Raw genomic sequence first — 24,035 nt, forward strand, 5'->3', positions numbered from 1 at the left:
CATGTCGGCACCTAGTTGCCGATCGGCGCCGGCATGCCGGGTTCGGCCGCCCGCGTAATCGACGCCGCCATCCGCGCCAGATCCTGCTCGACGAGCTTCGCTTCAGCGGCCTGGATGTCGGCCGGATACTCGCCTTCGTCGCCCTTCGCCGGGTCGTACCCGGCCGCTTCGAGGCGAATCAGTTCGTCGCGAACCTGCGCACGCGTCAGCGGCGCAGCCGATTGCGCGAATGCCGACTGACCGACGATCGCACCGATCATTGTCAGTAGTGCGATATATGTTTTCATCATGAGCTCCTTCAATAGGACGTATCGATCAACCACGGGACATGCATGACCTGCGGAGGCAGGCAGGTGAATCAGCTTCCGAAATAGATCGCGCAGAAGCTCGCGGGGCCGACGCATGCGGCGGCGCCTCGACGCGGCGACGTCGCCGCCGGCTTGCCCGCTTCGGACGACGTGGCCGGATCGCCGCCCACGGCCGTGCTGGCCTGACGCTCCGGCATCCGTTCGGCCTGCTGCTGGAACAGCGGGCTCACGTCCGGATACGACGTATCCGTCACGAAGCGCAGTCCGTTGTTTTCGGCATCGATCAGTTCCTGCCGGACCTGCTCGCGCGTGAGCGCCTGTGCCGACGCTTGCGTCGCGACACCTGCGAGAGAAATCGCCGCCACCGTGGCGGCCACCAGCCAGTGCGTGTTCATGTTCCACTCCTTCATCAGTCAATGAGACGACGTGCTACACGCGTATGACGACGGAGGAACGAGGTTTATTCCCGGCCTTTCCATTCGCGCCTGCCGGACCTTCATCGAACTGTCATTCATTCGTCAGCCGGCGTAACCTGACGTAACGCAATGCCCGCCGTGCTTCGGGCAGACTGATCACCTCTTCATCCGGGCCACCCGTCGATCGACCATGTCCGCCGCTTACGACCATGCAACCGCCCTGCTGCGCACGCTGTACGACCGCCATATCGACAGCGGCGCGGTGCTCGACGCGGCCGCATTCCCGGATGCCGAGCGTTTCGTGCGCGCATGGCCCGCGATCCGCGCGGAGGCGCTCGACGTCGCACGCGACATGCCGCGCATCCCGCGCTTTCACGAAATCATGCGCGAGCAGTACGACATCTCGGCCAACGATGCGCGCGACTGGCGGATGTTCATCATGCAGGCGTACGGCCAGCCGTTTGCGCGCAACCTGTCGCGCTGCCCGACCGTCGCGTCGCTCGTCGCGGCGTCGCCGGACGTGCTGTCCGCGTCGCTGTCGTTCCTCGCGCCCGGCAAGCACATCCCGCCGCATCGCGGGCCGTTTCGCGGCATCCTGCGCGGTTATCTCGTGCTGTCGATGCCGCGGCGCGCGGACGGCACGCCGGCCGCCGTGCTGAAGGTCGACGGCCACGAATACCGGCTCGACGAAGGCCGCTTCCTGCTGTGGGACGACACGTTCACGCACGAGGTGTGGAACGACAGCGACGCCGTGCGGATCGTGCTGCTGCTCGATATCCGCCGGCGCGGGATGCCGCGCTGGCTCACGTGGCTGTCGAATGCGGTGATCGGCGTCGTGCGGCTCGGGATCCGGATCAGGGGGCGGTCGATTCCGGTTTAGCCGCCGCCACCCCGCGCGCGCCGCGCACGGCGGCTCCGTTCCACCTGTCGGCGCCCGCCGGATCGCCTACACTACAAGCCGTCCCTTCGTGCGGCTCCTGCCAGCTACCGCCATGGCGCACCTCTTTTTCGCCGCGTCGATCCAGCGGCATGTCGAAACGCCCGAGCGCGACATCGACGCGCATACGGTCGGCGAAGCATTCGACACCATTTTCAGCGAGCAGCCGCGGCTGCGCGGCTACATCGTCGACGACCAGGGCGCGCTGCGAAAGCACCTGTCGGTATTCATCGACGGCCAGCCGATCCGCGACCGGCAGCATCTGTCCGATGCGCTCGGCGACGCCAGCCGCGTGTATGTCGTGCAGGCGCTGACGGGCGGATAAAGGGACCGATGCACGGACGCATTCCCGATACCAAGCGCCGTCGCGCCAAGGCGGACCATCCGGAGACATCGCATATGAACGATCGACTGCTCGTCGCCACCCGCAAGGGCCTGTTCGTCCTGCAACCCGACGGCAACGGCGGCTGGACGCTCGGCGAACCGCATTTCATCGGCGAGCCCGTCAGCATGGCGCTCGCCGACCCGCGCGACGGTACGCTGTATGCGGCGCTCAATCTCGGCCATTTCGGCGTGAAACTGCATCGCCTGCGCGCAGGCGCCACCGACTGGGAGGAATGTGCAGCCCCCGTTTATCCGCCGCAGCCCGCCGACGCGTCGCCTACCCGTGCCGATCCGCACGCAGGCAGCGGCAACACCGACGACGAGCCCGCCGGGTCGCCGCAGCCGCCGTGGACCCTTCAGCAAATCTGGTCGCTCGAAACCGGCGGCACGGACGAGCCCGGCGTGCTGTGGGCCGGCACGATTCCCGGCGGCCTGTTCCGCTCCGACGACCACGGCGATTCGTGGGTACTCAACCGCGCGCTGTGGGATCGCCCCGAACGCGCCGAATGGGGCGGCGGCGGGTACGACGCGCCGGGCATCCATTCGGTGATGGTCGATCCGCGCGACAGCCGGCACGTCACCGTCGGCATCTCGTGCGGCGGCGTGTGGCAAACCGCGGACGGCGGCGCGACGTGGCGCGTGACCGCGGAAGGCATGGAAGCCGACTACATGCCGCCCGAGCGACGCGGCGAACCGAACATGCAGGACCCGCACCGCGTCGTGCAGTGCGCGGCCAATCCGGACGTGCTGTGGACGCAGCATCACTGCGCGATCTTCCGCTCGACCGACGGCGGCGAACACTGGCGGCGGATCGAAGCACAACCGTCGAGCTTCGGTTTCGCGGTGGCCGTGCATCCGCACGAACCGGATACCGCGTGGTTCGTGCCGGCCGTGAAGGACGCGTGCCGGATTCCGGTGAACGGCCGGTTCGTCGTCACGCGTACGCGCGACGGCGGCCGCAGTTTCGAGAGCCTGTCGAACGGATTGCCGGCCGCGCCCGCGTACGACCTCGTGTACCGGCACGGGCTCGCGGTGGACGATTCCGGCACGCGGCTCGCGATGGCGTCGACGACCGGCGGGCTATGGACGTCCGATGATGGCGGCGAGCGCTGGCAGCAGGTATCGGCGCATTTGCCGCCGGTGTATTGCGTCAGGTTCGGGTAGCGGCGCGGTGCTCGTCCGGCGCCATCCGCGCCACCGCGTCGCGCGTCCGTGCGATTTCGGCTTCGAGCCAGTCGAGAAACCGCCTGACCTGCGGCTCGCGCTCGCGCCCCGGCCGGCACAACGCGACGAAGCGCGCACCGTCGAGCCGCACCGTGGGCTCGACCGGCATCAACGCGCCGCGCTCGACATGCTCGGCGGCCAGCACCGAGCTGAGCAGCGCGATACCCTGCCCGTGCAGCACGGCCTGCAACGCGTAATGCTCGTCGTCGTAATGGCGAAACACCGCGCGTTCGAGCCACGCTTCTCGCCCCGCCGCACGACACCACGACGCCCAGTCGACCGACACCGGCAGCGGCGTATCCCACACGGTCTCGATCAGGTCGAGCGGCGCGTCCGCGCGATGCGCATCGAACCCGGCGGCCGCATACGCGCCGAAATACTCGTCGATCAACGCTATCTCGTGCAGCGCGGGAAACGTGCGCGACGTCGCGCGAATCGCGAGATCGACGCGTGCATCGCGTTCGAGATCGACGAGCGCATTCCCTGTTTCGACCTTGATGTGCAGGTGCGGATCGACGCGTCGAAACGCGCCGAGACGCGGAATCAGCCACATCGCCGCAAACGCGGGCGTGGTGGTCAGCACGAGCGGGCGCTCGTCGGCCGCATCGGGACGCACCGCATCGAGCCCGCGGCTCAATGCCAGCAACGCATCGTGACTCGCGCGAAACAGCCGCTCGCCTTCTTCCGTCAGCCGCACGCCGCCTGCGCCGCGCTCGAACAGCAGCACGCCGACGCGGCTCTCGAGCGACTTGATCTGGTGCGACACGGCAGCCGGCGTCACGGACAGCTCGTCCGCGGCGGCCTTGAACGTGCCGAGCCGCGCCGACGATTCGAATACACGCAATGCGGTCAGGGGAATTTTCGAGAACACGGGGCCTCGCGGGCCGGATGCGGCCGGGTTGAATTCGATTCAATCGGGGTGAGATTAGGTGAATTGAAGCGGCTGCGCAACGCGACTAGCCTTGCGGGACGTCGCGGCATGGTGCCGCGACGGTCGACCTCGAACCGGAGGAACCCGTGCAAGGCCTACCGCGCAGGATCACGCAGGCGGTGCTCTACGAAGCGATCGCGATTTCCTGCATCTCGCCCGCGATCGCGGCGATCTTCAAGCAGGATCTCGTCTATTCCGGCGCGCTGTCGGCGACGATGTCGGCGATCGCGATGCTGTGGAACCTGATCTTCAACGCGCTGTTCGAGCGCTGGGAAGCATCGCGCCGGCAGCCGGCACGTACGCTCGGGCGGCGGATCCTGCACGCGACCGGATTCGAGGGCGGGCTGATCTTCATCCTCGTGCCGGTCGTATCGTGGTGGCTCGACATCTCGTGGTTCGACGCATTCGTCGTCGATATCGGGCTGTTCGCGTTCTTCTTCTGCTACGCGTTCGTGTTCCAGTGGGCGTTCGATCGCGTGTTCGACGTGCCGGCGGCGACGAAGGGGTCGTGAGCCGGGGCCTACGCCCCCGCGGCAATTTTCGGCAACTGCCAGCCGAAACGCACCGCCGCCATCCGCAGCGCGAAGCACGCTAGCCCGCCCAGCAAGGCCGCGACGACGGGTGGGCAACCGAGTCGCCGGCACAGCACGACGACGACCGCGCCGAGCAGCGCCGCGCTCGCGTAGATGTCCGTGACCAGCACGACGGGTATCCGCGCGAGCAGCAGATCGCGCACGACGCCGCCCCCGCAGCCGGTCACGGCGCCCATCAGCGTGGCAATGAACGGGTGGACGCGGAATTCGAGCGCCTTCACGGCGCCCGCGACCGCGAACAGCGCGAGGCCGGCCGCATCGAGCATCGTCAGCAGCGACGGCGAAAACGACGCGACCCGCGCATGAAACACGAAGGCGAACAGTCCTGCGGCGAACGCGAGCGCCGGATAACGCCAGTCGCTCACGGCGCTCGGCGGGCGAGCGCCGATCAGCAGGTCGCGAATCACGCCGCCGCCAAGCGCGACGACGAGCGACAGCACCATCACCCCGAACAGGTCAAGTCCGGCGCCGATCGCCGCATTGGCGCCCTCGATCGCGAACACCGCCGTGCCCGCGAGATCGGCCGCGAGCACGACTTGCTCGATGCGCTTCATGCGAAGGTTTGGCCGCGGTACGGCAGCGCGCGGTGACAGCCTGCGTCGGCCGAAGCGGTCGCGCCATTCAGCCGCGTGCCGGCCGCGTGTTGCCGTCCGGATGCATCAAGCGGGTTGCGGGTCATTGCCGTCTCCTCGATCGGGGATCGAGCAGTCTAGCGCATCGTCCGGCGACCGTCGGGCGGAGCATGAAGCGGGCAGCAAAAAGCCGGCGCAAGCAGGTCGCCCTGCTTACGCCGGCTCAACATTCAGGTCAGGCTTCGGGCCGCGGCCGCCCAGCCCGACACGTCACCGTCAATGCGCGCCGAGATACGCCTTCACCGCCGGCAGGCCCGGCTTGCCGTCGATCGTCGTCACGCCGGCCAGCCACTTGTCGAGCGCCTCCGGGTTCGCCTTCAGCCACGCGGCGGCGGCCTTGTTCGGGTCCTGCTTGTTCATGATCGGCACCATCACGTGGTTCTCGATCGCCGTCGTGAACTGCAGGTTCGACACGAACTTCGCGACGTTCGGGCAGCGCTGCGCGTAGTCGGGCGGCGTCGCCGTCAGCACTTTCGCTTCGCCGTAGTTCGGGCCGAACACGTCGTCGCCGCCGGTCAGGTAGTCGATCTTCATCTGCACGTTCATCGGATGCGGTTCCCAGCCGAGGAACACGATCCACTGCTTGTCGCGGATCGCGCGATTCACCTCGACCAGCATCCCGGCCTCGCTCGACTCGACCAGCTTGAACTTGCCGAGGCCGAACTGGTTGCCGTCGATCATCTTCTTGATCAGCGCATTGCCGTCGTTGCCCGGCTCGATCCCGTAGATCTTGCCGTTGAGCTTGTCCGCGTACTTCTGGATGTCCGCGAACGACTTCAGGCCGCCCTGGTACACGTAGTCGGGCACCGCGAGCGTGTATTTCGCGCCGGTCAGGTTCGGCGTCGCGAGCACCTTGATCGTGCCGGCCTTCGTGAACGGCTGGATGATCGGGTCCATCGTCGGCGACCAGTAGCCGAGGAACACGTCGATCTGCTTGCTCTTGATCCCCGCGAACGTGATCGGCACCGACGCGATCGTCTTCGTCGGGTTGTAGCCGAGCCCCTGCAGCATCGTCGACGCGAGGCCCGTGGTCGCCGCGATGTCGGACCAACCGACATCCGCGAAGCGCACGTTCTTGCACACGGGCGGATCGGCCGCATAAACGGCCGACATCGGCGCGGTCATCCCGATTCCGCACACCGCTGCGATCAATAGGCGCTTCATCTTGCTTCTCCTCAAAGTGATGTCGTTTGCTTGAATGCGGGATCGTTTGTTGAAGCCGCGCGCCGCGATCCCGGCGACGTCGCGGACCGTCCGATTGCCCCGGCTCAGCGCCCCGGCAGCCGGCGCTCGTAGCTCGGCGCATGGCCGAACTGCGCGCGGTATGCCTTGCTGAAATGACACGGCGAATGAAAGCCGCAGACCGCCGTCACGCGTGCGATCGACGCATCGGTCGTGCGCAGCAGGTCGCGTGCGCGCTTCAGGCGCAGCGTCAGGTAATAGTGGGTCGGCGACACGTTCAGGTACACCTTGAACATGCGCTGCAGATGCCGCTGCGACAACCGCACGAGCCGCGCGAGCTCCTCGAGCGACAGCGGCTCCTCGATGTTCGCCTCCATCAGCCGCACGACCTCGATCAGCTCCGCACGCGAGAAGCCGACCCGCGCATCGACGGGAATCGGCTGCGTATCGGTCGAGCTGCGGATGCGCTCGAGGATGAACTGCTCGGAGACCTGCGCGGCCAGTTGCTGGCCGAACCGCATGCCGACGAGGTTCAGCATCAGGTCGAGCGGCGCGGTGCCGCCGGTGCAGGTCAGGCGGTCGCGATCGACGACGAACAACTCGTCGGCGAAACCCACCTGCGGGAATTCGGAATGCAGCGCGGACAGGTTCTCCCAGTGCACGGTGCAGCGATAGCCGTCGAGCAGCCCGCTCGACATCAGCGCGTACGCACCCGTGCAGATGCCGCCGAGCGGCAGCCCGCGTTCGGCGAGTGCCGTGAGCGTATCTCGCGCGCCGTCGTCGACCACGTCGCGGATGCGGATGCCGCCGCACACGATCATCACGTCGGGCAGGTTGTCGTAGTCGAGCGCTTGCGTGGGCCGCACCGCGATGCCGTTGCTGGCATGCGCGGGGGCGCCGTCGAGCGAGTAGATCGACCACTTGTAGTGATCCGCCCGCCCGACGTAGTTCGCCATCCGAAGCACTTCGACCGCGCTCGAGAACGCGATCATCGAGAAGTTCGGCAGCGTCAGAAAGCCGAAATGGGCGAGGGACGAAACCGGTGAAACGCAGGCGGCGGGCGCGACAGCGACGGCGGACGTCACATCGGTCTCCTGGCGAGGAGGTTGCGGGGAGCCAGCCCCGCGGCCGAAGCCGCGGGAGCCGTTATCCATTCAGGGTGAGCGGCCGGCGCGTTGCCGGCCGCCGGAGATCAGGCCTGCGCGGGCGAAGCCTTCACGCGAAAGAGCTGCTTGAGGCCCGAGAACAGCGGCGCCTTCGCAGTGCCCGGCGCGCGGCCGAAGCTCTCGGTGATGCGGTCGAGAATGATCGCGAGCAGCACGACCGACAGACCGCTTTCGAAGCCGAGACCGATGTCGAGGCGCTGGATACTCGCGAGCACGTCGTTGCCGAGGCCGCCCGCGCCGACCATCGACGCGATGATCACCATCGACAGCGCCATCATGATCGTCTGGTTCACACCCTGCATGATCGACGGCAGCGCGTTCGGGAACTGCACCTTGTACAGCAGTTGCCACGGCGTGCAGCCGAATGCCTGGCCGGCTTCGACGATCTCTCGGTTCACGTGGCGGATGCCGAGGCTCGTGAGGCGCACGGCCGGCGGCATCGCGAAGATCACCGTCGACAGGATCCCCGGCACGCGGCCGAGACCGAACAGCATCGCGGCCGGAATCAGGTAGACGAAGGCCGGCATCGTCTGCATCAGGTCGAGGATCGGCCGCACGATCGCGGCCACCCACTTGCTCTTCGCGGCCCAGATCCCGAGCGGGATGCCGAGCACGAGGCTGATGATCGTCGACGACAGCGTGAGGCCGAGCGTGATGACCGTCTGGTCCCAGAAGCCCGTCGCGAAGATCAGCAGCAGCGACGCGGTCGTGAACAGCGCGAAGCGCCAGCCCACCCGCCACAGCCCGACGCCGATGAAGATCGCCATCATCAGCCACATCGGGATCGCCTGCAGGCCATGCTCGACGAATGCGGCGAGCCCTTCGATCGCTTGACCGATCGCGTCGAACGTCTTCGCGTCGTGGTCGAGCAGGTAGTGAACGGACTGGTCGACCCAGGTACCGAGCGGAATCATTTCAGACATGGGAGCCTCGCGAACGCGTGATGGCCTTCAGGATGAGCGCACGATCGACCGAGCCGCAGTAGCAGCCGTCGTCGTCGACGACGGGCAATGCATTCGGGCTCGCGACGACGCGCGCGACGACATGTTCGAGCGACGCATCGCGCCGGATGCTTTCGATCGGCCGCACCGACGGCGTGTCCTGACCGAGCGCCTCGCGCGTGACGAAGCCGCGAATCTTGCGTGCGGCATCGAGCACGAACGCGTATTCGGCGCTGCCGTTCAGCGACGCCGCGACGTTCGCGGCATCGCACTTCGACACGAGCGGCACGGCGCCCGTCTGCATCAAGTCGCCGGCGGTGAGGTAGCGGCTCGTGTCGATGCCGTCGAAGAACGCGCGCACGTAGTCGTCCGCCGGATTCGCGATGATGTCCTGCGGCGTGCCGACCTGCACGAGGCGGCCGCCTTCCATGATCGCGATGCGGTTGCCGATGCGCAGCGCTTCCTCCAGATCATGCGACACGAACATGATCGTGCGGCGCTGCTCCTTCTGCAGTTGCAGCAGCACGTCCTGCATCTCGCGGCGCTTGAGCGGATCGAGTGCGGAGAACGCCTCGTCCATGATCATCAGCGACGGGTTCACGGCGAGCGCGCGGGCGAGGCCGACGCGCTGCTGCATGCCGCCCGACAGCTCGGACGGCAGCTTGTGTGAAAACGGCGCGAGGCCGACCTGCTCGAGCACTTCCATCGCACGGCGCTCGCGCTCCTTCTTGCCCATGCCCGCGACTTCGAGGCCGAACGCGGCATTCGACACGACGGTGCGATGCGGCATCAGCGCGAACGACTGGAACACCATGCTCATGTCCTTGCGGCGCAGCGCGGTCAGCGCCGAGCGGCGCGCCGACGCGACGTCGAGCCCGTCGATCAGCACCTTGCCGGCGCTTGGATCGACCAGCCGGTTCACGAGGCGGATCAGCGTGGACTTGCCGGAGCCGGACAGGCCCATCAGCACGAAAATTTCGCCTTCCTGCACATCGAAGGAGACGTTGTGCACGCCGACGACCTGACCGGTGCGCTTGAGCACATCGTCCTTCGTCGCGCCGGCGGCGAGCATGTCGAGCGCCTGCTGGGGATTGCTTCCAAACACCTTGCACAGACCTTCGACCACAACCTTGGGGGCATCCATCGAAACCTTCTCCTCGTGTAGCGGGGACTCGCGCTTGTCATAGCGTGCCTACATAGTTGCCAGAAAAAACCCCGGCCTGCCGACGAATTACGACAAACGCTTGCGCAAATACGACACGGCCCGCAGCCCCGCCCGGCGGGCCGCGCAGCCGATTGCGGCGGCGCAATACGCGCACGGCCCGCAACGGCGGGCATTCCGCGCCGGACTTGTGCGCAGCAACGCGGCGCGCATCACATGAGGTTTTGCGCCAGCGCGTATCGGGCACGCGTCGTTTTGCGACAAGTTCACGTCCGTTCCGGCGTCGATTCGTTCAGACGAAAACGCGCACTGCATTCGTCGGTAAAAAGCATGACCGTGCAGAAAGCCGGATGGCGACACCGGACGGCGCACGCCGCGATACCACGCCAACCCCGCAAATCGGAGCATGCGCGCTGTGATACATTCCCCGCAAACACGCCAATCGCGACGCCGTCGCGGGCCTTTCGCACGAGGGCCCGGCCGTACGACGCGCGCATGCCGGTTCGCCTGCCGGCCGTGCTGAAACCGCCTCGATCCGGTGCGATCCGCGATCGAAGGACGATAACGATAGTGAGAGGGAGCAAGGCGTTGAACTGGGCATTCGCCGTAATCGGCTTCATCGTGGGCGGCATCGCCGCCTTGATCGGGGATTTCTCGGCCGGAAGCGGCTCGCTGCTCGGGGCCGCCGTCGGGTTCTGCGTCGGGCATGCGCTGCGGCAACGCAAGCTCCGTCACGCGCCCGTCGCGCCCGATTCATTCGCGATCTCCGCGGCGCCGCCTCCCACCCCGTTACCCCTCGCCGATCGCGTCGCGCGCCTCGAAGCCACCGTCGACACGCTCACGCGCGAACTCGATTCGCTGCGCGCGCAACTGGCGGGCGCGAAGGCCGGCGCGGCGACCTCCGGCGGCCTCGCGCAAACGGCGTCGGCCGGTGCCTCCGCGCCGCTACCGGCCCACGTTCCGGCCACGCCCGCCCAACAACCTGCCGCCGCACGGGTCGACACACCGGCATCGGCTTCGACGCCGGCACCCGCAGCGGCTCCCGCACCGGCAACCACGGCACGCACCGCCACTGCGTCCGCTCACGCCCACACCACCGCCAGCGCACCCGCCACCGCGAGCCGCGCGGCTCCGCCCGTACCGCCTGCGCCGCGCGAACCCGGCCTCGCCGAACGCGCGTTCGGCGCCGCGCGCGACTGGCTGCTCGGCGGCAACACGGTGGTGCGTGTCGGGATCATCGTGCTGTTCTTCGGCGTCGCGTTCCTGCTCAAGTACGCGGCCGACAACGACATGCTGCCGATCGAATTCCGCCTCGCGGGCACGGCGCTCGCCGCGGCCGCGCTGCTCGCGATCGGCTGGCGCGTGCGAGCGCGCCGCGCCGCATACGGTCTCGTGCTGCAAGGCGGCGGCGTCGGCATCCTGTACCTGACGATCTTCGCCGCGACCAAGCTTTATGCGCTGTTGCCCGTCGGCGCCGCGTTCCCGCTGATGGTCGCGATCTGCGCGCTGAGCGCGTTCCTCGCGGTGCGGCAGAACGCGCTGCCCCTCGCGTTCATGGGCAGCGCGGGCGGCTTCCTCGCACCGATCCTGCTGTCGACCGGCCAGGGCAACCATGTCGCGCTGTTCAGCTACTACGCACTGCTGAACGCGGGCATTTTCGCGATCGCGTGGTTCAAGGCCTGGCGCCCGCTGAACCTGCTCGGCTTCGTGTTCACGTTCACGATCGGCTCCGCGTGGGGCGTGACGGCCTATCGCCCCGCGCTGTTCGCGAGCACCGAGCCGTTCCTCGTCCTGTTCTTCCTGATGTATGTCGGTATCGCGCTGCTGTATGCGGTGAAACGCGAACTCGCGCTGCGGCACTACGTGGACGGCACGCTCGTGTTCGGCACGCCGATCGTCGCGACCGCGCTGCAGGCGTCGCTCGTGAAAGGCATGCCGTTCGCGCTCGCGTGGAGCGCGGTCGCGCTGTCGGCGTTCTACGTCGCGGTCGCCGCATGGCTCGCGCGGCGCCGCGACCGCCTCGGGCTGCTGTTCGAATCGATGCTCGCGCTCGCGGTCATCTTCGCGACGCTCGCGGTGCCGCTCGCGTTCTCGGGGCCGACGACCAGCGCCGCGTGGGCCATCGAAGGCGCGGCCGTCGTGTGGCTCGGCGTGCGCCAGAAGCGCCTGCTCGCATTCGGCTTCGGGCTGCTGATGCAGCTCGCCGCGGCAGGCGCGTTCTTCACGAGCCTGCTCGCGCCGGCCGACGCGACCGCGCTGCCCGTGCTCAACGGCCCGACCATCGCGATGCTGCTGATCGCGCTCGCCGGCCTGTTCACCGGCTGGTGGCTGCACGGGCGCGGCGAAGCGCGCGCATGGCACGCATGGATGCCCGAGATCGGTGTCGCGGCCGCCGCGTGGGGGCTGCTGTGGTGGGTCAGCGGTGGGCTGCACGAGATCCTGGTCCACGCAAGCCGCCACGTCGACCTGCATGCCGATCGCTTCGTCGTCGATACGACCGCACTGTTCGCGGCCGGTACCGCGTGGCTCGCGCATGTCGCACGCCGCCGGCTCGCATGGCCGCTCGCCGAATGGCCCGCGCTCGCGCTCACGCCGGTGCTGGCGCTGCTCGCGCTGCGCGTGTTCGATGCGCACGAAGCGCCGCTGTCGGGCATGGGTGCGTTCGCGTGGCCGCTGGCCGTCGGTGCGGGGCTCGCGCTGCTGTGGCGCCAGTCGCGCGACACGGGCCGCGCCGCTGCCGCGAACGACGCGGCGCCGGCCGTTGCAGCAGGCATCCTCGCGCCGCTGCATACGCTGACGTTCTGGACCCTGTGCGGGCTGCTCTCGCTCGAAGGCTTCTGGCGCCTGCACGCGTTCGTCCCCGAAGGCGCGTGGAGCTGGAGCGCATGGGCATACGGATTCGGCGCGCTGCTCCTGCTCGTGTCGGGCCCCGGCTCGCGCCTGCGCTGGCCCGTCGCGGCGTTCCCGCGCGCGTATCAGGTGTGGGGGGCCGCGCCGCTCGCCGCGCTGCTGTGGCTGTGGAGCCTCGCCAGCACGGTCAGCGACGGCGACGCAGCGCCGCTTTTCTGGCTGCCGCTGCTCAATCCGCTCGACGTCGCGCAGGGTCTCGTGTTCGTCGCCTTCGCCGCGTGGCTACGCCGCCTGAAAACGCTCGGCATCGCGTGGCATCCGCGCGTCGTCGACTATGCGGCGATCGCGACCGTGTTCCTGTGGTTCAACGCGCTGATGCTGCGCACGCTGCATCACCGCTTCCACCTGGGCTACGACATCGACACCGTGGTCTCGTCGTTCGGCGTCCAGCAGGTGTTCATGGTCGGCTGGAGCCTGTTCGCGTTCGCCGGGATGTGGCTCACGCGCCGCGACGGCATCGCCCGTCTCTGCGCGTTCGCGTCGCTGCCGCTGATCGTCGTGATGTGGGCGTGGACGTTCTACGCGAACTTCACGCAGGACGGCGGAAGCTGGGCGCGCGTGCCGCTGTTCAATCCGCTCGATCTCGTGCTCGCGGTCGTCTACGCGCTCGCTGCGTCGTGGTTCGTGCGCGCGCGCAAGCTCGGCTGGTCGTTCGGCAGGTACCGCGTCGAGCTGCTGGGTGCGGCCGGCGCGACCGGCTTCCTGTGGCTGAACGCGATCCTGCTGCGCACGCTGCATCACTGGGCCGGCGTGCCGTATGAATTCCGCGCGATGGCCGAATCGACGCTCGTGCAGGCGTCGGTATCCGTGTACTGGACGGTCTGCGCGCTCGCGATCGCGATCTGGGCCACGCGCCGCGGGTTGCGGCCGCTGTGGTTCGTCGGCGCCGCGCTGCTCGCGCTCACGGTCGTCAAGCTGTTCCTGTTCGACCTGTCGCATGTCACCGGCATCGAGCGCATCGTGTCGTTCATCGGCATCGGCGTGCTGCTGCTGTTGATCGGCTATTTCTCGCCGCTGCCGCCGAAGGCAGCCGCGCAACAGGACGGCCGGCCATGAAACGATTCGCCGCCCTGCTCGGGCTGAGCCTGTTCGCGTCGTTCGCGGCGGCCGGCGATGCCCCGAACGCAGCCCGCGTCGCGCAGCGCTTCGCGCTCGACCTCGACGGCAGCGCCGCGTACTACCAGCTCACCGTGCCGCAGCCCGTGTATGCGGCGAGCCGGCGCGACGATCTCGGCGACGTGCGCATCTTCAACGGCGCGGGCGAGCCAGTGCCGTACTCGCTCGACGCGCCCGCCGCCGCTCCTGCCGTGCCGCCGTCCCGCACGCCGGTGCACTGGTTTCCGCTGCCGCCCGCCCGCGCCGGGAACGCCAACGCGCCGCTCGGCGTGACGGTCGGCCCGGACGGCGCGCTGCGCGCGGCCGTCGCGACGCCTTCGCACACCACGCACGGCGCGGACCTCGTCGACCTGTCGCATACCGACGGCAGCATCGATGCGCTGCTCGTGCACGTGAGCGACGACAGCTACCAGGGGCGTGTGTCCGTCGAAGCCAGCGACGACCTGCGCAGTTGGCGGCCGCTCGGCAGCACGCAGTTGCTGAAGGTCGGCCGCGGCAGCGACATGCTGGTGCAGGAGCGCATCGCGCTCGACGGCGCCGCGCCGCGCTACCTGCGGCTGGACTGGCTCGACGACGCGCCTGCGATCGCGTCGATCGACGTCGAGACGCATCCGCGCGACGCTCGCGGCACCGATACGGCATCCGCGCCGCGTCAGTGGCGCGACGCCGTGCGGGTACGCGCCGGCCGTGCGCCGGGCGAGTATTTGTTCGACACCGACGGCGCGTATCCGGTCGACCGCGTGCGCATCGGCCTGCCGCAACCGAACACCGTCGCACGCGCGGCGCTGCAAAGCCGTGCCGACGCACAGGCGCCGTGGCGCGACGTCGCGGGCGCCGTGCTGTTCCGGCTGCAGGGCAAGGGCGGCGAGCAGCGCAATCCGCCGCTCGAGTTCGTCGCGAATACGGACCGCACATGGCGAATCGTCGTCGACATGCGCAACGGGGGGCTCGGCGGCGGGCAGCCGGCCGTCGCGATCGGCTGGCATCCGGCCGCGCTGACCTTCGTCGCGCGCGGCGCGCCGCCGTTTACGCTCGGCGTCGGCGACGCGTCGCTCGGGTCGTCGGCCGTGAGCCGCGACGCACTGCTGGTCGGCATGGCGCCCGAAGTACGGCCCGCGCGCGTCGGCGCGGCGCTGCCGGCGTCGGCGGTCGCGCCGGTGGCCGCCGCCGACACGGACGCCGCGCGCCGCTACGTGCTGTGGGGCGCGCTGGTGGTGGCGGTCGGCATGCTCGGCACGATCGCGTGGCGCCTTGCGAAAGGCGGCGGCGACGCCCGCGGCCGCGACGAGTGACGTACGCAAGCAGTTGCGTGCCGCTTGGCGCGCCGTTCGTCGAGCCGGTTCGTTCTCCTGGCCATCGGAACGCGTGATTGCGCCGATTGGTCGAGTGGCCCGCGTCCCGTCCTCGCGTGAAGCCCACGCGACGGGCGAACGGCACGAACCGGAGTCCGCCCGCCGCTATCGGGCCACGAAACGGCCGTGCTGACGCGGCCGCCACGGCGACGACCGGCAACTGGCCGCACCGGCCGCGCGGCGCGCCGCGAAACGTCCGGCGCGACGCAAACCCGCCTCGCGCCGGGCCAACACGACAATGCGCGGCGCCCACGCATGCAGGACACGCCGCACTGCCGCCACACGCGCAGCCAGCCGCGACGCCGACGACACCCGGCGCACGGGGCGTGCAACGGGCCGCTTGCACAGGATCGCGCTGTCGTAGCGCTTGCCGGCGAAGCGCATCACGTCGACCACCTCGAAGCCCTGCGCGCCGTAAAACGCCAGCAGGTGCGCGGCGGGATGCGGCGTATCCAGCGCGAGCAGCGCATAGCCGCGCGACACGGCCCACTGCTCGGCGAACGACAGCAGCAACGCGCCGATCCCGCGGCTCTGGCAAGCCGGGTCCACCGCCAGCTGGCGCACGCTCGCGACGCCTTCACGGCGGTATAGCGAACAGGCCGACGACGGATCGGTCGCGTACAGCGTGGCCGTGCCGACGACGCGCCCGCCGCACACGGCGACGTAGCACTCGCCTGCTTCCGCACGGTGGCGCGTGACGTCTTCGTCCTGATCGACGCACGTGCAGTTGAGCCCCATCGCACCGAGCCGCGCGAACGCACGGTGCAGCATCGGCGTGAGTTGTGCGTAGCTGTCGATTGCCGGATCGAAGCGCCGGACGATCACCCGATCGGCGCCTGCGGAAAGCGGCGCGGCGGCGGTGGGTTCGGCGATCGCGTTCCAGGGTATCGACATGGCCATGCTCCGTGGTGAAGATGCCCGAAGTCTAGGAGCGCGCCGGTCGCCGTCGCAAGAAAAAATGTCGTAAAAATCCACGGGTAGCACGGCTGGCGGAGGTGGCGAGTACGGTGTATTTCGAGGCTGTGCGCACGTCATGGCGAACACATCGAAGTGCCGATCGTTGCTCGCGCAAGCAACGCATCAAGCAATGAAACCGACGCCGGCGTGCACGCCGTTGACACGTGCCGCCCCGCGCTCCAGACTCGCGGCTCCGCCACTGCATCGCGAGCGCCCATGATCACCTGCTTCCTTCGCTACGTCGTCGACCCGTACAAACTCGTCGAATTCGAGACCTACGGCAAGATGTGGATTCCGCTCGTCGAACGGTTCGGCGGCACGCATCATGGCTATTTCCTGCCATCCGAAGGCGCGAGCAACATCGCGCTGGCAATGTTCTCGTTCCCGAGCCTCGCCGACTACGAGCGCTACCGCGAACGCTCGAAGGACGACCCGCCCTGCCAGGCCGCGTTCCGCTACGCGGAGGACACGCGTTGCATCGTCAGCTACGAGCGCAGCTTCTTCCGGCCAGTGTTCGCGTAACCGGCCACGCCGCGGCACGCATCGGGCCCCGTTTTCCGGCCGAGGACGAAAAAAAGCCCCGCCGCATCCGCGTGGCGGGGCCAACCCATGTCAGTAGAGACATCATGGAGGAGACGCACCCATCTTATCGACCGTGGTGCACCGTCCCAACCAAGCATTTCTGCTATCGATCTGCGCGGCCGCGCACACGATTGCCCCGCCGCGCGGCATATCGATAGAACGAAAAGTCGTTTTCAGAGTGGCGACGGGGTCGTTACCATCTGGTTTTAAGCCTGTGCTTAGCCGGGCAAGCCACTCCCAGGAGCGCCCCTTGACTGCATTCGATCAACACCGCCGCCCGTTCGTCGTCGGCATCGGCGGTACCACCCGGGCCGCGTCGTCCACCGAACGCGCGCTGTCGTTCGCCCTGCGCGGCGCGCAGGCCGCCGGCGCGCGTACGCGCCTGTTCGACGGCCCGTTCCTGCACACGCTGCCGCACTACGCCCCCGAACACAAGACGCTGACCGACGCGCAGCGCGAGCTGATCGACGCGGTGCGCCAGGCCGACGCGATCATCATTGCGACGCCCGGCTATCACGGCGGCGTGTCCGGCCTCGTGAAGAACGCACTCGACACGCTCGAGGAGCTGCGCGCGGACGAACGCCCGTATCTCGACGGCCGCGCGGTCGGCCTGATCGTCACCGCCTACGGCTGGCAGGCGGCCGGCACCGTGCTGACGTCGCTGCGCTCGATCGTCCATGCGCTGCGCGGCTGGCCGACGCCGTTCGGCGCGACCGTCAACACGCTGGAAACGCGCTTCGAGAGCGCCGACAGCTGCTCGGATCCGAAGGTCGTCGCGCAACTCGAGACGGTCGGCGCGCAAGCGGCCGAATTCGCGCTCGCGTTCGCGTCGCATCGGGCGTCCTCGCACGCGGCGTCGGTCGATGCGCTCGCCCCCGTGCTGAAGGTCGCCAACCAGTAATCCCCGCATTCCGCCGCGCGCCCTCGCTCGACAGGATTCGACGAGGGCGCGCGGCGCGTCTTCCGACGCGTGCCGACATGCGGGCGCGTCGTCCCGGCTCCCGACAACACCGTTCCGCGTCCCGCCCCGATAACGATTCAGCCCGCCGCGTCATTTGCATTGGCCGAAAGATTGGTTCACCCGACCGGCGGGTTTGCGTACGCTGAAAGTCCGAACTTTTTCCGCGCATGCCATGAACCGTACGATCCGCTACAAGGGCTACGAAGTCGCTCCCGCTGCCGCCCGGTTGCCGAACGGGCTGTTCGCCGCCAACCTGACGATCGAACGCGCGAGCGGCGGCCCGTCGCCGCGCTCCGTGTCGTTCGACGCAATCGATTTCTTCTTCGAGGAAGAGCATGCCCTCGCGTATGCATCGCGCTGGGGCCGCCTCTGGGTCGACACGAACGCGTGACATGCGCGGGGCCGGCGTGCACATGGCCGCTCGAAAATACGCGATGACGGAAGCTGTGCAAGAATCTTTCGATCCGTAATCGCATAACAATAGCCATGACCGACACGCTGCAGGAAGAGCATGCAGCCGCAGATCACGCAATGCGCAACTGGACCTTCGAGGCCCAAGGCCCGGTCCGGATCGGTTCCGATGCGCACAAGCAGATGTTCTGTCGGATGCTGCTCGACACACACAACCCGTACAAGCCGGCCGTGATCGACTGGCCGGCGCTCCAGCCGGCCGAGCTCAGGCGGCTCACGTCGCTGCCGATCTGGGACATCGCGGTGCAAACCGAAGGCCGCGCGTCGATCCGCGTGGCGACCTACGCCGCGACGGTCGACGATCCGCTGCTGCGCCGTGCGCTCGAGATGGACGGCGGCGAGGAAGCCCGCCACAAGGTCGTGCTGTCGAAGCTCGTCGAGGCGTACGGCATCCGCCTCGCGCCCGAGCCGGCCTACCCCGCGCCGAAAGATCCCGAATGGTCGTGGATGATGACGGGCTTCAGCGAGTGCATCGACAGCTTTTTCGCGTTCGGCCTGTTCCGCTCCGCGCAGCGCTCCGGCTATTTCCCGCCCGAACTGGTCGAGACCTTCGAGCCCGTGATCCAGGAAGAAGGCCGCCACATCCTGTTCTTCGTCAACTGGTACGCATGGTACTGGCGCACGATGCCGTGGTGGCGCCGGCCGTGGTTCTTCGCACGCGTCGCAGCCGTGTGGGTGCAGCTGATCCGCGACCGCATGAGCATCGCGCGCGGCATCGATGCCGACGGCGCCGCGCGTGACGCGAATTTTCCGGCGACGGGCACCGCCGACATCGGCGATGCGCTGAACCCGCGCGAGCTGATCGAGCTGTGTCTCGTGGAAAACGACCGGCGCATGGCCGGTTACGACAAGCGCCTGCTGCGCCCGATGTTCGTGCCTCGGATGGCGCGGTTCGCGCTGCGGTTTCTGAAGAAGTAAAGCCGGAAGTTTGCCGCGGGTCATGCGGCAGGCTGGCCCATTCGGCCCACGCTCGTGGGCCGAATGTGGCGCGGCTGATACATTCGATCCCCCCCTTTTTCATTTCGCCGCGCCGGGCCTGCGCCGGCGTGGCGGACAAATTGCCGCATCCGAATCTGACATTTCGGCCCCGACTGGACGCAGACCCACGGTCTGTGGCGCCCCGTCGACACCCCGCGAAACACCCCTCATGAGTGCGCCCGCTCAACCTCTGGCATACGCGCCGATTCCGCGATAACGCCGATGTCAACGCGATCGTCAATAGGACAAATCCGATAAATCGGCGCAGATTGTTTCATTTGGGCGTTCTGTAGCAATTTTTTACAACTTCGACGGCCGGACGGCCCGGAACGCCCGCCATACGGGCCCCGGCGCCGGACGGAATGCGCACATCAGCACAATCAAATGCACCTCGAATCAGATTAATTTGACTGCTAGATAATCTTCACACTAAAACAAAAATTCAATAAAAGCCCAAATATTAACAAGTTAATAATTCGACTAGCGCATTAGCTCACCGCAACCCAGAAAACATTACAAACATGAAAGAATCCGGCGACGCGCAAACGTTTGCTATTTCATTTGTCTTACTTTTGACTAGGCAGAGTGTGTCATCCACCGCACAAAACCGCCTCAACATATTGATTTTTATAGGAAAACCAGAATATCGGCCGTAGAATTCAAACCATACTAGAAGCATTCTTGCATCTTTCAAATTCATTCTGCTCTCTTGCGCAAAAACCCGCCTCATTAACCATTCTTTAACTTTTAAAACGCTTCATTTATCACTGTTTGTCAATCTATAAAATCCGCCTCCAATAAACTCCGCCCATCAATTTTGAGATTCACGCGAGCGCACGGAGTAATCCTCTAACAAAAGAGACCGGTGTGTGGCGTGCACATTTGGAGGTAGCAGGATATGAACCGCACATACCGCTCGATCTGGAACGAAGCGCTCGGCGCGTGGGTCGCAGCATCGGAAATCGATTCGGCACGGGGTAAGCCGAACAAGTCGGCTGTCGTGGTGGCGGCCGTCGCGGCGCTGGCGATCAGCCTGCCCGGACTGGCCGAAGCCAATACGCTCAACACCCAGCAAACCTGCTTCACGGGAAGCAACAGCGCGGTCGGCCGCGTCAATCCGGGCGGTACGCAAAACCAGGCCGGCGACGGCTCCGGAACGTATTCGGTCGTAGCCGGGTGTAACTCCAACGGCAACGGCTGGACCGGTGTCACGGTTTACGGCTCGTTCGCGCAGGCAACCGGCAATGGCGCCGTCGCCACCGGCATGCAATCGTCGGCCGGCCTCTGGGGTGTCGCGGCCGGCCTCGAAACCACCGCCAGCGGTGCCGGTGCAACCGCACTCGGCTTCGGCTCGACGGCGAGCGCGCTGAACTCCGTCGCGATCGGCGGCGCAGGCGGCAACGGAACGACGCCGCTGTCGCAGGCAAACTCGACGCTCGCATCGGGCGCGGGCGCAGTTGCCATCGGCAGCAACGCAACGAAGGGCGCGCAGTCCGCTGCGTCGGACGGCATCGCGATCGGCGGGCAGTCGTCCGTCGCATCGACCGCCACGTCGGGCATCGCACTCGGCCGCGGTGCGACCGTCAACAGTGCATACGGCATCGCGCAGGGCGACGGCGCGGTTGCGGGTGTCGCCGGGAATACCTCGATAACGAATAACGTCGCAGTCGGGGCTGCGGCATCTTCGACAGGCGCCAATGCAATTGCACTGGGCGGTAGCGCCAAGGCATCCGGGGCCAACAGCATGGCAACCGGCTTCAACGCAAGCGCCACCGGAGCCACCAGTTACGCGGGCGGCTTCGGCGCGGTTGCGTCGAACACCGATGCAACGGCTATCGGCAATCAGGCCACTGCCAGTGGGGCCCAGGATACCGCCATTGGCGTGACGGCCGTTGCGTCGGGCGGGAACGGGGTCGCGCTCGGCAACAGGGCAGCCGCAACGGCCGGCAATGCGACCGCCGTTGGCGCGTCAGCTAGCGCGTCGGCCGGCCAAGCATCGGCGTTTGGCCTCGGCGCCAATGCAAGCGGCACGAACGCAACGGCACTGGGTATCGGAACGGTCGCGTCGAATTTCGCTACGCTCGCTGCCGGCAATCAGTCGACCGCCGCGGGTTCCGCCGCTGTGGCGCTGGGAAGTACTTCGACCGCGGGGGCGAATTCGTCGGTTGCGATCGGCGATACCTCGAGCGTTTCGTCAACGGCCGGCTTGGGTTCAACGGCAATTGGCTACCGTTCAACCGTCAAGTCCGGCGTCGGCGCCGTTGCGATCGGCAGTCAACAGACGGCGAGCGGTAACGGCGCGGTGGCGATCGGCGATCCGAACATTGCGAACGGCACGGGCGCCGTGACGATGGGGGCAAATAACATCGCCGCAGGCAATGCGGCGGGAACGACAGCCGCGAACGGTGCCGTGGCAATCGGCAACAGCAACAGTGCGATCGGCCAGGGCTCGGTTGCACTCGGCAATAGCAATACGACCACGGCGGCTGGCGGCATCGCGATCGGCGATACCGCGGTATCCGGCGCGACGAATGCACTGGCATTCGGGGCAGGCGCCAACGCGAACGTGGCGGGCTCGGTTGCGCTCGGCTCAGGTGCGACCACGACCGCTGCGGCCAGTACAGTGACGGGCGGCACCGGTGCGGTCAGCAGCACGACGATCGGAAGTCAGACATTCGGTACCTATGCCGGCGCGAATTCGGCCGCTGGTGTTGTAAGTGTGGGCGCCGCCGGTGCCGAGCGCCGCATCCAGAATGTGGCGGCCGGCTTGATCGGTGCAAGCAGCACGGACGCGATCAACGGTAGCCAGCTTTACGCGGTGGCCAGCACCACGACGTCGAGCATCGTCAGCTTGTCGACCTCCACGTCGACGGGCCTCTCGTCGGCCAATAGCTCGATCACTTCGCTGTCGACCTCGACTTCGACCGGCATCAACTCGTTGTCTACCGGCCTTAGCTCGGCTAACAGCTCGGTCACGTCGCTTTCGTCGTCCACGTCGACCGGCCTCTCGTCGGCAAACAGCTCGATCACTTCGCTGTCGACCTCGACTTCGACCGGCATCAACTCGCTGTCCACCGGCCTCAGCTCGACTAACAGCTCGGTCACGTCGCTTTCGTCGTCCACGTCGACGGGTCTCTCGTCGGCCAACAGCTCGGTCACCTCGCTGTCGACCTCGACTTCGACCGGCATCAATTCGCTGTCCACCGGCCTTAGTTCAGCTAACAGCTCTGTTACGTCGCTTTCGTCGTCCACGTCGACCGGTATCTCGTCGGCCAACAGCTCGATCACTTCGCTGTCGACATCGACTTCGACCGGCATCAATTCGCTGTCCACCGGCCTCAGCTCGGCTAACAGTTCGGTCACGTCGCTTTCGTCGTCCACGTCGACCGGCCTCTCGTCGGCAAACAGCTCGATCACCTCGCTGTCGACCTCGACTTCGACCGGCATCAATTCGCTGTCCACTGGCCTTAGTACAGCTAACAGCTCCGTGACGTCGCTTTCGTCGTCCACGTCGACCGGCCTGTCGTCTGCGAATAGCTCGATCACCTCGCTGTCGACCTCGACTTCGACCGGCATCAATTCTCTGTCCACTGGCCTTAGTACAGCTAACAGCTCGGTGACGTCGCTTTCGTCGTCCACGTCGACCGGCCTGTCGTCTGCGAATAGCTCAATCACCTCGCTGTCGACCTCGACTTCGATCGGCATCAATTCGCTGTCTACTGGCCTCAGCTCGGCAAACAGCTCGGTTACGTCGCTTTCGTCGTCCACGTCGACGGGCCTCTCGTCGGCCAACAGCTCGATCACCTCGCTGTCGACTTCGACCTCGACGGGCATCAACTCGCTGTCTACTGGGCTCAGCTCGGTCTCGACGAAGACAGACAACCTCGGCAGCAGCACCGCGTCGGCACTTGGCGGCGGGTCGACGTACGACCCGACGACGGGCAAGGTCTCGGCCCCGGCGTACACCACGTACAACGCGAACGGCTCGACATCGACGGCCAACAGCGTGGGCTCGGCGATCGACAGCATCAATAGCCAGGGCATCAAGTATTTCCACGCGAACTCGACGGGCCCCGACAGCACCGCGACGGGCACCGACGCCGTCGCCATCGGCACCGGCGCTGTCGCCGGCACGAACAACTCCGTCGCGCTCGGCGCGAACTCGGCGACCGCCGCGGCCACCCCGACGAGCAGCGCGACCGTCAACGGCGTTACGTTCGGCGGATTCGCCGGCGCCACGCCGGTCGGCACCGTCAGCGTCGGCGACGTCAATAAAGAACGGCAGATCACCAACGTCGCTGCAGGCCAGGTGAGCGCGACCAGTACCGACGCGATCAACGGTAGCCAGCTTTATTCCGTCGCCCAGCAAGTCGGTAGCGCGACCAGCGCCATTTCGTCGCTGTCGACCTCGACCTCGACGGGCTTGTCGTCGGCTAACAGCTCGATCTCGTCGCTGTCCACGTCGACCTCGACGGGTATCAATTCGCTGTCGACAGGTCTCAGCTCGACCAATAGCTCGGTGACGTCGCTGTCGACTTCCACGTCGACTGGCCTCTCGTCGGCCAATAGCGCGATCAGTTCGTTGTCCACGTCGACGTCAACCGGCATCGGTTCGCTGTCCACCGGCCTGAGCAGCACGAACAGCTCAGTGACGTCGTTGTCGACCTCCACGTCGACTGGCCTGTCGTCCGCCAACAGCTCGATAACGTCCCTGTCGACTTCGACCTCGACCGGTATCAACTCGCTGTCCACCGGCCTGAGCTCCACCGACAGCTCGGTGTCGTCACTGTCGACCTCCACGTCGACCGGCTTGTCGTCCGCCAACAGCTCGA

20 protein-coding genes and 1 pseudogene are annotated in these 24,035 nt (G+C 67.1%); 11 read left to right on the top strand and 10 right to left on the bottom strand.

What is annotated here, in order from left to right; translation table 11 throughout:
• Window positions 1-11: 11 nt before the first annotated feature.
• Together LGM42_RS31780 and LGM42_RS31785 are read right to left on the bottom strand one after the other, a co-directional pair.
• Window positions 12-287 carry a DUF4148 domain-containing protein gene (locus tag LGM42_RS31780; protein WP_226234303.1) on the bottom strand — a complete coding sequence of 92 codons (276 nt, stop codon included), beginning with the start codon at window positions 285-287 and terminating at the stop codon, window positions 12-14.
• Between the two features lie 71 nt (window positions 288-358).
• A complete protein-coding gene (locus tag LGM42_RS31785) occupies window positions 359-703 on the bottom strand; it encodes a DUF4148 domain-containing protein (protein ID WP_059575591.1) in 345 nt (114 codons plus the stop codon).
• Window positions 704-914: 211 nt separating this feature from the next.
• Here LGM42_RS31785 and LGM42_RS31790 point away from each other — a divergent pair, with 211 nt between their 5' ends.
• The 3 genes from LGM42_RS31790 to LGM42_RS31800 all read left to right on the top strand — a co-directional run bounded on the left by LGM42_RS31790 (window position 915) and on the right by LGM42_RS31800 (window position 3,209).
• On the top strand, window positions 915-1,604 hold the full coding sequence (locus LGM42_RS31790) for an aspartyl/asparaginyl beta-hydroxylase domain-containing protein (protein WP_226234304.1): 690 nt from the start codon (window positions 915-917) through the stop codon (window positions 1,602-1,604).
• 112 nt (window positions 1,605-1,716) lie between these two features.
• A complete protein-coding gene (locus tag LGM42_RS31795; protein ID WP_104012525.1) occupies window positions 1,717-1,986 on the top strand; it encodes a MoaD/ThiS family protein in 270 nt (89 codons plus the stop codon).
• A 74-nt stretch (window positions 1,987-2,060) separates the two neighbouring features.
• On the top strand, window positions 2,061-3,209 hold the full coding sequence (locus LGM42_RS31800) for a WD40/YVTN/BNR-like repeat-containing protein (protein WP_226234305.1): 1,149 nt from the start codon (window positions 2,061-2,063) through the stop codon (window positions 3,207-3,209).
• Here the strand turns inward: LGM42_RS31800 and LGM42_RS31805 are convergent.
• Entirely contained in the window at window positions 3,196-4,140 is a 945-nt protein-coding gene (locus LGM42_RS31805) for a LysR substrate-binding domain-containing protein (RefSeq protein WP_226234306.1), read from the bottom strand. The two genes, LGM42_RS31800 and LGM42_RS31805, sit on opposite strands and share 14 nt — an antisense overlap.
• Before the next feature lie 146 nt (window positions 4,141-4,286).
• Here LGM42_RS31805 and LGM42_RS31810 point away from each other — a divergent pair, with 146 nt between their 5' ends.
• The gene (locus LGM42_RS31810) at window positions 4,287-4,712 is read left to right on the top strand and encodes a PACE efflux transporter (protein WP_060314061.1); all 426 of its coding nucleotides are present in this window, start codon (window positions 4,287-4,289) and stop codon (window positions 4,710-4,712) included.
• Window positions 4,713-4,720: 8 nt separating this feature from the next.
• Here the strand turns inward: LGM42_RS31810 and LGM42_RS31815 are convergent, their stop codons facing one another.
• The 6 genes and pseudogenes from LGM42_RS31815 to LGM42_RS31835 form a co-directional block, all read right to left on the bottom strand.
• Window positions 4,721-5,347, bottom strand: a complete 627-nt coding sequence (locus LGM42_RS31815) for a trimeric intracellular cation channel family protein (RefSeq protein ID WP_226221300.1) — start codon at window positions 5,345-5,347, stop codon at window positions 4,721-4,723.
• Window positions 5,344-5,472 carry a hypothetical protein gene (locus LGM42_RS33130; RefSeq protein WP_264168444.1) on the bottom strand — a complete coding sequence of 43 codons (129 nt, stop codon included), beginning with the start codon at window positions 5,470-5,472 and terminating at the stop codon, window positions 5,344-5,346. The genes LGM42_RS31815 and LGM42_RS33130 overlap by 4 nt, the downstream gene beginning before the upstream one ends.
• Window positions 5,473-5,641: 169 nt before the next feature.
• Window positions 5,642-6,589: a choline ABC transporter substrate-binding protein gene (locus LGM42_RS31820; protein ID WP_060314054.1), complete on the bottom strand. Its 948-nt coding sequence runs from the start codon at window positions 6,587-6,589 to the stop codon at window positions 5,642-5,644.
• Window positions 6,590-6,693: 104 nt separating this feature from the next.
• The gene (locus LGM42_RS31825; protein ID WP_059575422.1) at window positions 6,694-7,692 is read right to left on the bottom strand and encodes a GlxA family transcriptional regulator; all 999 of its coding nucleotides are present in this window, start codon (window positions 7,690-7,692) and stop codon (window positions 6,694-6,696) included.
• A gap of 107 nt (window positions 7,693-7,799) precedes the next feature.
• Complete coding sequence (choW, locus tag LGM42_RS31830) at window positions 7,800-8,696, bottom strand: choline ABC transporter permease subunit (RefSeq protein WP_059575424.1); 897 nt, start codon at window positions 8,694-8,696, stop codon at window positions 7,800-7,802.
• Window positions 8,689-9,977 (bottom strand): annotated as a pseudogene (locus LGM42_RS31835) (quaternary amine ABC transporter ATP-binding protein); the annotation flags it as partial. The gene choW and the pseudogene LGM42_RS31835, both read right to left, overlap by 8 nt.
• Window positions 9,978-10,464: 487 nt before the next feature.
• Between LGM42_RS31835 and LGM42_RS31840 the strand changes: the two are divergent.
• Both LGM42_RS31840 and LGM42_RS31845 read left to right on the top strand, forming a co-directional pair.
• Window positions 10,465-13,842 carry a DUF2339 domain-containing protein gene (locus LGM42_RS31840; RefSeq protein WP_226234307.1) on the top strand — a complete coding sequence of 1,126 codons (3,378 nt, stop codon included), beginning with the start codon at window positions 10,465-10,467 and terminating at the stop codon, window positions 13,840-13,842.
• Complete coding sequence (locus tag LGM42_RS31845; protein WP_226234308.1) at window positions 13,839-15,194, top strand: DUF3999 domain-containing protein; 1,356 nt, start codon at window positions 13,839-13,841, stop codon at window positions 15,192-15,194. Before LGM42_RS31840 ends, LGM42_RS31845 begins: the two co-directional genes overlap by 4 nt.
• Window positions 15,195-15,359: 165 nt before the next feature.
• On the opposite strand, the gene LGM42_RS31850 is transcribed toward LGM42_RS31845, so the two are convergent.
• Complete coding sequence (locus tag LGM42_RS31850) at window positions 15,360-16,148, bottom strand: GNAT family N-acetyltransferase (protein ID WP_226234309.1); 789 nt, start codon at window positions 16,146-16,148, stop codon at window positions 15,360-15,362.
• Between the two features lie 279 nt (window positions 16,149-16,427).
• On the opposite strand from LGM42_RS31850, the gene LGM42_RS31855 reads away from it, so the two are divergent.
• The 5 genes from LGM42_RS31855 to LGM42_RS31875 form a co-directional block, all read left to right on the top strand.
• On the top strand, window positions 16,428-16,733 hold the full coding sequence (locus LGM42_RS31855; RefSeq protein ID WP_226234310.1) for an NIPSNAP family protein: 306 nt from the start codon (window positions 16,428-16,430) through the stop codon (window positions 16,731-16,733).
• Window positions 16,734-17,043: 310 nt separating this feature from the next.
• Complete coding sequence (locus tag LGM42_RS31860) at window positions 17,044-17,694, top strand: NADPH-dependent FMN reductase (RefSeq protein WP_226234311.1); 651 nt, start codon at window positions 17,044-17,046, stop codon at window positions 17,692-17,694.
• 232 nt (window positions 17,695-17,926) lie between these two features.
• Complete coding sequence (locus LGM42_RS31865) at window positions 17,927-18,145, top strand: hypothetical protein (RefSeq protein ID WP_006480563.1); 219 nt, start codon at window positions 17,927-17,929, stop codon at window positions 18,143-18,145.
• A 95-nt stretch (window positions 18,146-18,240) separates the two neighbouring features.
• Window positions 18,241-19,143: a hypothetical protein gene (locus tag LGM42_RS31870; protein WP_059575437.1), complete on the top strand. Its 903-nt coding sequence runs from the start codon at window positions 18,241-18,243 to the stop codon at window positions 19,141-19,143.
• A gap of 958 nt (window positions 19,144-20,101) precedes the next feature.
• Window positions 20,102-24,035, top strand: a 3,934-nt coding sequence (locus LGM42_RS31875) for an ESPR-type extended signal peptide-containing protein (protein WP_264168445.1), incomplete at its 3' end; no start/stop codon positions are given.

The organism is Burkholderia sp. AU39826, assembly GCF_020419965.1.
GTDB lineage: Bacteria > Pseudomonadota > Gammaproteobacteria > Burkholderiales > Burkholderiaceae > Burkholderia > Burkholderia semiarida.

Coding starts and splice junctions, on each gene's coding strand:
- LGM42_RS31845 (WP_226234308.1), top strand. CDS start 13,839: ATGAAACGATTCGCCGCCCTGCTCGGGCTGAGCCTGTTCGCGTCGTTC.
- choW (WP_059575424.1), bottom strand. CDS start 8,696: ATGTCTGAAATGATTCCGCTCGGTACCTGGGTCGACCAGTCCGTTCAC.
- LGM42_RS31855 (WP_226234310.1), top strand. CDS start 16,428: ATGATCACCTGCTTCCTTCGCTACGTCGTCGACCCGTACAAACTCGTC.
- LGM42_RS31780 (WP_226234303.1), bottom strand. CDS start 287: ATGAAAACATATATCGCACTACTGACAATGATCGGTGCGATCGTCGGT.
- LGM42_RS31850 (WP_226234309.1), bottom strand. CDS start 16,148: ATGTCGATACCCTGGAACGCGATCGCCGAACCCACCGCCGCCGCGCCG.
- LGM42_RS33130 (WP_264168444.1), bottom strand. CDS start 5,472: ATGACCCGCAACCCGCTTGATGCATCCGGACGGCAACACGCGGCCGGC.
- LGM42_RS31800 (WP_226234305.1), top strand. CDS start 2,061: ATGAACGATCGACTGCTCGTCGCCACCCGCAAGGGCCTGTTCGTCCTG.
- LGM42_RS31790 (WP_226234304.1), top strand. CDS start 915: ATGTCCGCCGCTTACGACCATGCAACCGCCCTGCTGCGCACGCTGTAC.
- LGM42_RS31795 (WP_104012525.1), top strand. CDS start 1,717: ATGGCGCACCTCTTTTTCGCCGCGTCGATCCAGCGGCATGTCGAAACG.
- LGM42_RS31815 (WP_226221300.1), bottom strand. CDS start 5,347: ATGAAGCGCATCGAGCAAGTCGTGCTCGCGGCCGATCTCGCGGGCACG.
- LGM42_RS31865 (WP_006480563.1), top strand. CDS start 17,927: ATGAACCGTACGATCCGCTACAAGGGCTACGAAGTCGCTCCCGCTGCC.
- LGM42_RS31785 (WP_059575591.1), bottom strand. CDS start 703: ATGAACACGCACTGGCTGGTGGCCGCCACGGTGGCGGCGATTTCTCTC.
- LGM42_RS31820 (WP_060314054.1), bottom strand. CDS start 6,589: ATGAAGCGCCTATTGATCGCAGCGGTGTGCGGAATCGGGATGACCGCG.
- LGM42_RS31870 (WP_059575437.1), top strand. CDS start 18,241: ATGACCGACACGCTGCAGGAAGAGCATGCAGCCGCAGATCACGCAATG.